Genomic DNA, 9,651 nt, shown 5'->3' on the forward strand with positions numbered 1-9,651 from the left:
ATGCCGTGGGCTGGATAAGAGAGACACATGCGCTCGATCAAAGTGGTGGGCCTGGGAAGACTTGAACTTCCGACCTCACGCTTATCAAGCGCGCGCTCTAACCAACTGAGCTACAAGCCCCTGACGCTTATCCCTTTTTGAGGATCGGAGCCTGCTCGCGCGCAACCGGCTGTCGCCGATGCATCGCACAGCGCTCAAGCCCCCTGGCGCGTGTTCGTCCGCGAAGAAAGAGAAACGAAGACGGCGAAATCCCGCCAATGGAGCTCAAGCGATCTGGCGATCGATTGGCCCCGAGATGTTTCTAAAACGATCCGATAGTGAGCGTGAGCTCTCTGAAGGACCATCCTTAGAAAGGAGGTGATCCAGCCGCAGGTTCCCCTACGGCTACCTTGTTACGACTTCACCCCAGTCGCTGACCCTACCGTGGCCGGCTGCCCCCTTTCGGTTAGCGCACCGTCTTCAGGTAAAACCAACTCCCATGGTGTGACGGGCGGTGTGTACAAGGCCCGGGAACGTATTCACCGTGGCGTGCTGATCCACGATTACTAGCGATTCCAACTTCATGGGCTCGAGTTGCAGAGCCCAATCCGAACTGAGACGGCTTTTTGAGATTTGCTAGGACTTGCGTCTTCGCTTCCCATTGTCACCGCCATTGTAGCACGTGTGTAGCCCAGCCCGTAAGGGCCATGAGGACTTGACGTCATCCCCACCTTCCTCGCGGCTTATCACCGGCAGTCTCCTTAGAGTGCTCAACTAAATGGTAGCAACTAAGGACGGGGGTTGCGCTCGTTGCGGGACTTAACCCAACATCTCACGACACGAGCTGACGACAGCCATGCAGCACCTGTCTCCGGTCCAGCCGAACTGAAGAACTCCGTCTCTGGAGTCCGCGACCGGGATGTCAAGGGCTGGTAAGGTTCTGCGCGTTGCGTCGAATTAAACCACATGCTCCACCGCTTGTGCGGGCCCCCGTCAATTCCTTTGAGTTTTAATCTTGCGACCGTACTCCCCAGGCGGAATGCTTAAAGCGTTAGCTGCGCCACTAGTGAGTAAACCCACTAACGGCTGGCATTCATCGTTTACGGCGTGGACTACCAGGGTATCTAATCCTGTTTGCTCCCCACGCTTTCGTGCCTCAGCGTCAGTATCGGGCCAGTGAGCCGCCTTCGCCACTGGTGTTCTTGCGAATATCTACGAATTTCACCTCTACACTCGCAGTTCCACTCACCTCTCCCGAACTCAAGATCTTCAGTATCAAAGGCAGTTCTGGAGTTGAGCTCCAGGATTTCACCCCTGACTTAAAGACCCGCCTACGCACCCTTTACGCCCAGTGATTCCGAGCAACGCTAGCCCCCTTCGTATTACCGCGGCTGCTGGCACGAAGTTAGCCGGGGCTTATTCTTGCGGTACCGTCATTATCTTCCCGCACAAAAGAGCTTTACAACCCTAGGGCCTTCATCACTCACGCGGCATGGCTGGATCAGGCTTGCGCCCATTGTCCAATATTCCCCACTGCTGCCTCCCGTAGGAGTTTGGGCCGTGTCTCAGTCCCAATGTGGCTGATCATCCTCTCAGACCAGCTACTGATCGTCGCCTTGGTGAGCCATTACCTCACCAACTAGCTAATCAGACGCGGGCCGATCTTTCGGCGATAAATCTTTCCCCGTAAGGGCTTATCCGGTATTAGCACAAGTTTCCCTGTGTTGTTCCGAACCAAAAGGTACGTTCCCACGCGTTACTCACCCGTCTGCCGCTGACGTATTGCTACGCCCGCTCGACTTGCATGTGTTAAGCCTGCCGCCAGCGTTCGCTCTGAGCCAGGATCAAACTCTCAAGTTGGACTTGAAACTTTGAACCGGCTGATCACAACGTTTGACGAGGTCCACACCGAAATCGCGCAGCGATTCACATCGCTGGCGACCTGATCTCAATGAAGAGATCATGGTGTAACCTTATTCAAAACGTGTACCGCCGAAGTCTTTCGTCCGGTCCCGATCGGGAAAAATCCTGGGTTCGAAAACCCTGGCTTTCAAAATCGAGACCCGCAAGGACTCCGCCGTCCACGTTTCTCTTTCTTCATCTTCACTTGTCAAACAGCCCGAGATCCGAGGACCTCACACCCTTAGAAGGGTTCTGACCTCCTTCACCCGACGGCAAATCCGCAACCGATTTACATCGGCTGTTGAGTCACTCATCAAAGTGAGGAGCATCAAGGGCGCGAAAGCTTGCCTTGGCCTACCGGGCCAATGCAGCGCCGCGCTCAGTGGGTGCCTTATAGGCCGGCCCAATCCGGCTTGTCAACGGCCATTGTCAACAAATCGTCGCATCAGGTGCAGATTCTTCTGATGCGCAGAATTGCTCGATTTTTCGGGACTTTACGCCGTACTTGAGCCACAATCCTGCGACGTTCTGACGATTAGTTATGCAAAATGAATCGCCGGATGCCAGTGGGGGCTGCCGGTGGTTTCTACCAAGGGACTGACGATTTCTGATGAACCCGTCGCCAGTTCCACGCGGCCGAGCAACATCGAGAGATTTACACATCGTTGCCGTTCGAGATTGTGGTTGGCCATCGGCCTTCGATAATTCACGAATGTTGCTGTATGTGACGCGCCGTACTGCCGGATTGCCCTGCTAGGGCGAATGCGGGCGCAAGGGAGTGCGGAAGTCTCGTCGTATGCTGATGGAACTTGGGGGGACACGGGTTTGAGCCAACGGGCGTCACGCGGGAGCGGCTTTGGACGCGAGACCGGGATGATCGATCTCGGTCACGAGCCGCCGCTGTCGGTTGACGGCTCGGAGGCTGCGGTGATCGACCGCCGCCGTGTTTCCGTACAATGGTTCAGCGGCACTATCCTCACCGGCCTGTGCGGCGCAGCCTTGATCGGCGGCGCCGTTTTTGCGTCCCTCGACGGCGAGATGACCTTTGCCAAGCTCCCGGAGCGGGTCGAGGGCGCGCTGCGCGGTGCCGTCAGCGCCAATGACCGCGCCGCCACCCTGCACAAGAGCGACCGCCTGCCGCCGCCGTCGGAATCAAGCGCCTCGCGCAACGTGGTGCGGGTATCGACGGTCACTCGCGTCGGCAACCGCGACGTGATGCGGGTGCGGCCGTATGTTCGCATCTCCGGCAACCTCTCGATGACGACAAGCGATCTTTCGGCCAAGATCCCGCCGTTCAACGCCCAACGCATGCTGACCGATGTCGGCACTAATCAGACCGCGGCGGCCGACGATCCGAACAACCCCGAGGCCGTGGAGCCCGATGCCGAGGTCTCCTTCGTGACCAAGGATCTCGGGCAGGTGCTGCCGAAGGCGAAGATCGCCGCGGTGGTGGCGCTCGACGAGATCCTGATGCGGGTGCGTGACGCAGCCAACTGGCGCGGCAATAACGGCGGCGTCCGTTATACGCTGGCCAACGCCACCGCCGATGTCGGCGGCGCGCAGCCCGACATCAAGCTCGCCTATGCCACCGAAGGCAACGTTTCCGATCCCTATGCCGGCTTCGAGACCCGCGTGGTGCCGGAAAACGTCACGCTGCTGCCGAAGACCAAGGAGCAGGTCACCGGCGGCAATCCGACCGGGGAACGGGTGCATATCGTCAAGAAGGGCGACACCGTCACCTCGGTGCTGCGCGACATGGGCGCGACAGCCGAGGAGGCCAAGGCGATCGCGGCCACGCTTGGCGCCCGCGGCCGCGATGGCGGCCTCAAGGAAGGCCAGAAACTGCGCATCCTGATGGCGCCGGCAAATCCGGCCCCGGGAGCGCGGCTACAGCCCTATCGCGTGATCGTCGCCAACGACACCCAGGTCGAGGCGATCGCAGCCCTCTCGGACATCGGCAAATATGTCGCCGTCGATGTGCAGAGCATGAACACCGTGTCCGACACCGCCGACAACAGCGACGATGACGACGAGGATGATGGCAGCGGCGTACGGCTCTATCAGAGCATCTACGAGACCGCACTGCGCAACAAGGTGCCGCAGAACGTCATCGAGGACATGGTCCGTATCTATTCCTATGACGTTGACTTCCAGCGCAAGGTGCAGCCCGGCGACTCCTTCGACGTCTACTACGCCGGTGAGGACGAAGGCGTAACGAGCAGCGAAAAGACCGAGGTGCTGTACGCTGCGCTCACGGTCGGCGGCGAGACCAAGAAATACTACCGGTTCCAGACGCCTGACGATTCGGTGGTCGACTATTACGACGAGACCGGCAAGAGCGCGAAGAAGTTCCTGGTGCGCAAGCCCGTCAACAACGCGATCATGCGCTCCGGCTTCGGCGGCCGCCGCCATCCGATCCTCGGCTACGTCAAGATGCACACCGGCGTCGACTGGGCGGCCCCCTACGGCACCCCGATCTTCGCTTCGGGCAACGGCGTGGTCGAAAAGGTCGGTTGGGAGGGCGGCTACGGCAAGTATGTCCGCGTCAAGCACAACAACGGCTATGAGACCGCCTACGGCCACATGTCCGCCTTCGCCAAGGGCATGGAGTCCGGCAAGCGCGTCCGCCAGGGCCAGGTGATCGGCTTTATCGGGTCGACCGGCATGTCGACCGGTGCCCACGTCCACTACGAGATCCTGGTCAACGGCCGTTTCGTCGACCCGATGCGCGTGAAGCTGCCGCGCGGGCGCTCGCTCGAGGGCTCGATGCTGGCAGGCTTCGAGAAGGAGCGGGACCGGATCGATGGCCAGATGAACAGCCGCGGCAGCTCCCGCATCGTCTCCGACGCCACCGGCTCGACCGGTTCGCGGCCCGTCAGCAACCGCTGATCTCCTCCCTCCAAATTTGCCGCGCCGGCCATGGAACCGGGAGGGCATCAGCTCGGTTTCATGGATACGCGAAACCTCCAATGGAGGGTGTCATGGAGAATTGGACGAACGCGAAATTGTGCGACGTCGCAAACCTGGTCCTTGGCGCGATCCTCTTGCTGTCGCCCTGGCTGTTCGGCTTCACCGCCGGAACCGTCTCCACCAACGCCTACATCACCGGCATCGTCATCGCGGTCCTTGCGATCGCGGCGCTGGCGGCATTCGCGGTGTGGGAGGAGTGGCTGAACCTGATCGTCGGATTGTGGGCCCTGGTGTCGCCCTGGGTATTGGGCTTCCACGGTACCACCGCGATGACGGTCCATGTGGTGATCGGCGCGGCGGTGGCGATCCTGGCTGCGATCGAGCTCTGGATGATGTCGCAGCACCCGCCGCGGCTGACAACGGGCCGCTGATCGAGGGCTGCCTTACTTCGGTCCCTGCCCGCCATGACGGCGGGCGGAGGCCTCGTTGTTACGCGTCGAGGGGTACCGGGCATGAGGCGCATCACACGGGATGACGTCGTCAGAGCGGTCGGCCAAGTCGACGATGTCACCATCGCCAAGATCATCGCGACTGGCGCCACCGTTGACGAGTTGGCGGAGGCCCAGGCCTGGCTCGCCAATGACGAGCCGCTGATGAACGCCGGCAAGCCGCTCGCGACCGGCCGCGCCCGCGAGCTCGTGGACATCCTTTCCGAACTCGAGCCGAGCGAAGAGGACGATGTCGGCCCGGCGGTAACGCAGGAATAAATCTTCCAACCTCCCAGAAACTCGAAGCCCCCTCCGCGGACCGCGGAGAGGGCTTCTAGCCGTCTCATGACTCAGTTCAGCTTGCGCTTCGCTACCGGCGCGTCGAACTGGGCGACCTCGGCGGTCTGCTGCGCCTTGCCATTGAAGGTCAGCACGTTGCCCTCGGCCGAGATCTTGACCTGGTCGCCGTCCTTGATGTCGCCAGCCAGGATCATCTCGGCGAGCGGGTCCTGCAGGCTGCGCTGGATCACCCGCTTCAGCGGGCGGGCACCGTAAGCCGGGTCCCAGCCCTTGGCGGCCAGCCAGTCGCGCGCCGCCGCATCCAGCGTGAGCGTGATCTTGCGATCCTCCAAGAGCTTCTGCAGCCGCGCAAACTGGATCTCGACGATCCGGCCCATCTCGCTCTTCTGCAGCCGATGGAACAGGATGATCTCATCGACGCGGTTGAGGAATTCGGGGCGGAAATGCGCCCGCACCGTCGCCATCACCTGCTCGCGCACCGCGTCCGTGTCCTCGCCCTCCGGCTGGTTCACCAGGAATTCCGAACCGAGGTTCGAGGTCATGATGATCAGCGTGTTCCGGAAGTCGACCGTGCGGCCCTGGCCGTCGGTCAGGCGGCCGTCGTCGAGCACCTGCAACAGCACGTTGAAGACGTCGGGATGCGCCTTCTCGATCTCGTCGAACAGCACCACCTGGTAGGGCCGCCGTCGCACCGCTTCGGTGAGCGCGCCGCCCTCGTCATAGCCGACATAGCCCGGAGGCGCGCCGATCAATCGCGAGACCGAGTGCTTCTCCGTGTATTCGGACATGTCGAGGCGGACCATCGCGGTCTCGTCGTTGAACAGGTACTCCGCCAGCGCCTTGGTGAGCTCGGTCTTGCCGACGCCAGTCGGCCCTAAGAACATGAACGAGCCCATCGGCCGGTTCGGGTCCTGCAGGCCGGCACGCGAGCGGCGCACGGCGGTCGCCACCGCACGCACCGCCTCGGCCTGGCCGACGACGCGCCGGCCGAGCGCATCCTCCATCTTCAGGAGCTTCTCTTTCTCGCCTTCCAGCATCCGGTCGACCGGAACACCGGTCCAGCGGGAGACCACCTGCGCGATGTGGTTGGCGGTGACCGCCTCCTCCATCGTCGCGCCCTGGTTCTCGCTGGCCTCGATATCGGCGAGCTGTTTTTCCAGCGCCGGGATCTTGCCATAGGCAAGCTCGCCGGCACGCTGGAATTCGCCGCGGCGCTGGGCGTTGGCCAGTTCCACACGCAGCGCGTCGAGCTCGGCCTTCAGCTTCTGGGCATTGGAGAGCTTGTTCTTTTCCGCGCTCCAGCGCGCCGTCAGCGCCTTCGATTTCTCCTCGAGATCGGCGAGTTCCTTCTCCAGCGCCTGCAGCCGGCTCTTCGAGCCCAGATCGCTTTCTTTCTTCAGCGCCTCCTGCTCGATCTTGAGGCGGATGATCTCGCGGTCCAGCGTATCGAGCTCTTCCGGCTTGGAATCGACCTGCATCTTCAGCCGCGCCGCCGCTTCGTCCATCAGGTCGATGGCCTTGTCGGGCAGGAAGCGGTCGGTGATGTAGCGGTTGGACAGGGTCGCGGCCGCCACAAGCGCGGAATCGGAAATCCGCACGCCGTGGTGCTGCTCGTACTTGTCCTTCAACCCGCGCAGGATCGAGATCGTATCCTCGACCGAGGGCTCGCTGACAAAGATCGGCTGGAAGCGGCGGGCGAGCGCGGCATCCTTCTCGACGTGCTTCTGGTACTCATCGAGCGTGGTCGCGCCGATGCAGTGCAGTTCGCCGCGGGCGAGCGCCGGCTTCAACAGGTTGGAGGCGTCCATCGCGCCGTCGGCCTTGCCGGCTCCGATCAGCGTGTGCATCTCGTCGATGAACAGGATGAAGGTGCCCTCGGCCGAGGTCACCTCCTGCAGCACGGCCTTCAGCCGCTCCTCGAACTCGCCGCGGTACTTCGCGCCCGCGATAAGCGCGCCGAGGTCGAGCGATAATAGACGCTTGTCCTTCAGGCTCTCCGGCACGTCGCCATTGACGATGCGCAGCGCCAGGCCTTCGACGATCGCGGTCTTGCCGACGCCGGGCTCGCCGATCAGGACGGGGTTGTTCTTGGTGCGGCGGGACAGCACCTGGATGGTGCGACGGATCTCCTCGTCGCGGCCGATCACCGGATCGAGCTTGCCGTCGCGCGCGGCCTGGGTCAGGTCGCGGGCATATTTCTTAAGCGCGTCATAGGCGTTCTCGGCGGTGGCGCTATCGGCCGTGCGGCCCTTGCGCAGCGACTCGATCGCAGCATTCAGGTTCTGCGGGGTGACGCCGCCCTTGCTCAGGATCGAGCCGGCCTCGCTGTTCTTCTCGAGCGCAAGCCCGAGCAGGAGACGCTCGACGGTGACGAAGCTGTCGCCGGCCTTCTCGGCAGCCTTTTCGGCCGCATCGAACGCCCGCGCCAATTCGGGTGAAAGGTAGACCTGCCCCGCGCCGCTGCCCGACACTTTCGGCAGCTTGTTAAGCGCATCCTCGGTTGCCTTGAGGATGGCGCGGGAATTGCCGCCGGCGCGATCGATCAGGCCGCCGGCTAGGCCTTCGCTGTCGTCCAGCAGCACTTTCAACAGATGCAGCGGCGAGAACTGCTGGTGCCCCTCGCGTACCGCAAGCGACTGCGCCGACTGGATGAAGCCGCGCGCCCGCTCGGTGTATTTTTCTATATTCATCGTTTGCTTTCCCTCGGCCTGCCCTCCCGGCCCTGGGCGCGATCAGCAAAAGTGGGTACCGGTTTTGCGTCTGATCGCGCCCAATTCTTAAATTAGCGCGTGATCTTTTCGCGAAACCGCACGCACACTTTCGCGGATCACGCGATAGGCACCGTGGAAGGCATCTTCATTGGGTTTCCGCCCGACCGTGTTGATATCCGTCAACCGACCGGTGGTCGTCGCCCTCGTTTCAGGCTTGATCACAATGTGGGCATCGGGTTCCGAAACGGAAGAGCTTTCCGCAATGAATTCGTAAGGGTTCGGTGGCCCGATCGAAGAAAATTTCCTAAAAGGCCTGATGTCCTCCACCTCCCCCGCACAGATCGCCGGCATCTACCGCTATCCCGTCAAAGGCCTGACCGCAGAGGCGCTGCCGCGGGCCGAGCTCAGGGCTGGCCAGACGCTCCTGTCCGACCGCCGCTACGCCATCGAGAACGGCCCGAGCGGCTTCGAGCCCGAGCAGCCCAAATGGCTGCCGAAGCCGCATTTCCTGATGCTGCAGCGGGACGAGTGGCTGGTGCCGCTCCGCGCCGAGTTCGACGACGACAGCCACGTCCTGACCCTGCGCCGGAACGGCGAGATGGTGGCCCAGGGCGACCTCGAAACGGCCGCCGGGCGCGCCGCGATCGAGCAATATTTCGCACTCCACCATGCCGGCCAGATCAAGGGTCCGCCAAAGGTCCTGACCAGCCCCGGCCACAGCTTCTCCGACGTCGCCCGCAAGGTGGTCTCGATCATCAACCTCAACAGCCTGCGCGCGATCGAGGAGATGGTCGGGCAATCAGTGCATCCGCTGCGCTTCCGCGCCAACCTCTATGTCGAGGGCTGGCCGGCCTGGCACGAATTCGAGCTGCTCGACCAGACGATCGCGATCGGCAGCGCACGGGCCAAGGTGGTCAAGCGCATCACCCGCTGCGCCGCCGTCAATGTCGATCCCGACACCGGCGCGCGCGACCTCACCATCCCGCACACCCTGATGCAGCGCCTCGGCCACAACGAATGCGGCGTCTATGCCGAGGTGGTCGCGGATGGCGCGGTGGCGCTCGGCGATGCGATCGCGGCGGAGCAGCCGGACCTGCTGTAGGATGGGTAGAGCGCAGCGAAACCCATCGCGAGGGACGACGGGGGAGAGAGCGGATTCAAATTTCAAACAGCTCTCTGCTGTCATCGTCCGGCTTCACCGGACGATCCAGTATTCCAGAGACAGTCGTGCTTCAGCCGAGAGGCCGCCGGATACTGGATGCCCCGCCTTCGCGGGGCATGACGGTGAGTGTGACGAGAGCATATGCATCCGCGTTCTCGCGGCGCGTTGCGCCCGAGCTTTGCGTCACTTTCCGCCCCCC

General features: G+C 62.4%; 6 protein-coding genes, 1 tRNA gene and 1 rRNA gene. 4 read left to right on the forward strand and 4 right to left on the reverse strand.

From position 1 onward, the window contains the following. Positions 1 to 43 precede the first annotated feature (43 nt). From CWO89_RS29350 to CWO89_RS46215, 3 genes are all read right to left on the reverse strand, one after another. A tRNA-Ile gene (locus CWO89_RS29350) sits at positions 44 to 120 on the reverse strand. A gap of 230 nt (positions 121 to 350) precedes the next feature. After that, positions 351 to 1,839: ribosomal RNA gene (locus CWO89_RS29355) — 16S ribosomal RNA — on the reverse strand. Positions 1,840 to 2,420: 581 nt separating this feature from the next. Next, positions 2,421 to 2,573 (reverse strand): hypothetical protein, encoded by a 153-nt coding sequence (locus CWO89_RS46215; RefSeq protein WP_165421390.1) that lies wholly within the window; start codon positions 2,571 to 2,573, stop codon positions 2,421 to 2,423. Between the two features lie 133 nt (positions 2,574 to 2,706). Here CWO89_RS46215 and CWO89_RS29360 point away from each other — a divergent pair, with 133 nt between their 5' ends. The 3 genes from CWO89_RS29360 (at position 2,707) to CWO89_RS29370 (ending at position 5,558) form a co-directional block, all read left to right on the forward strand. After that, entirely contained in the window at positions 2,707 to 4,770 is a 2,064-nt protein-coding gene (locus CWO89_RS29360) for a M23 family metallopeptidase (RefSeq protein ID WP_165421391.1), read from the forward strand. 92 nt (positions 4,771 to 4,862) lie between these two features. Continuing rightward, positions 4,863 to 5,222, forward strand: coding sequence for an SPW repeat protein (locus tag CWO89_RS29365; RefSeq protein WP_130582072.1), 360 nt, complete (start codon positions 4,863 to 4,865; stop codon positions 5,220 to 5,222). A gap of 81 nt (positions 5,223 to 5,303) precedes the next feature. Beyond that, positions 5,304 to 5,558 (forward strand): hypothetical protein, encoded by a 255-nt coding sequence (locus CWO89_RS29370; RefSeq protein ID WP_130582073.1) that lies wholly within the window; start codon positions 5,304 to 5,306, stop codon positions 5,556 to 5,558. A gap of 71 nt (positions 5,559 to 5,629) precedes the next feature. Here the strand turns inward: CWO89_RS29370 and clpB are convergent, their stop codons facing one another. Further along, complete coding sequence (gene clpB, locus CWO89_RS29375) at positions 5,630 to 8,269, reverse strand: ATP-dependent chaperone ClpB (RefSeq protein ID WP_130582074.1); 2,640 nt, start codon at positions 8,267 to 8,269, stop codon at positions 5,630 to 5,632. A 337-nt stretch (positions 8,270 to 8,606) separates the two neighbouring features. On the opposite strand from clpB, the gene CWO89_RS29380 reads away from it, so the two are divergent. Next, positions 8,607 to 9,392 (forward strand): MOSC domain-containing protein, encoded by a 786-nt coding sequence (locus tag CWO89_RS29380; RefSeq protein WP_130582075.1) that lies wholly within the window; start codon positions 8,607 to 8,609, stop codon positions 9,390 to 9,392. The last annotated feature ends 259 nt before the right edge of the window (positions 9,393 to 9,651 follow it).

The organism is Bradyrhizobium sp. Leo170, from assembly GCF_004296405.1.
Classification (GTDB): Bacteria; Pseudomonadota; Alphaproteobacteria; order Rhizobiales; family Xanthobacteraceae; genus Bradyrhizobium.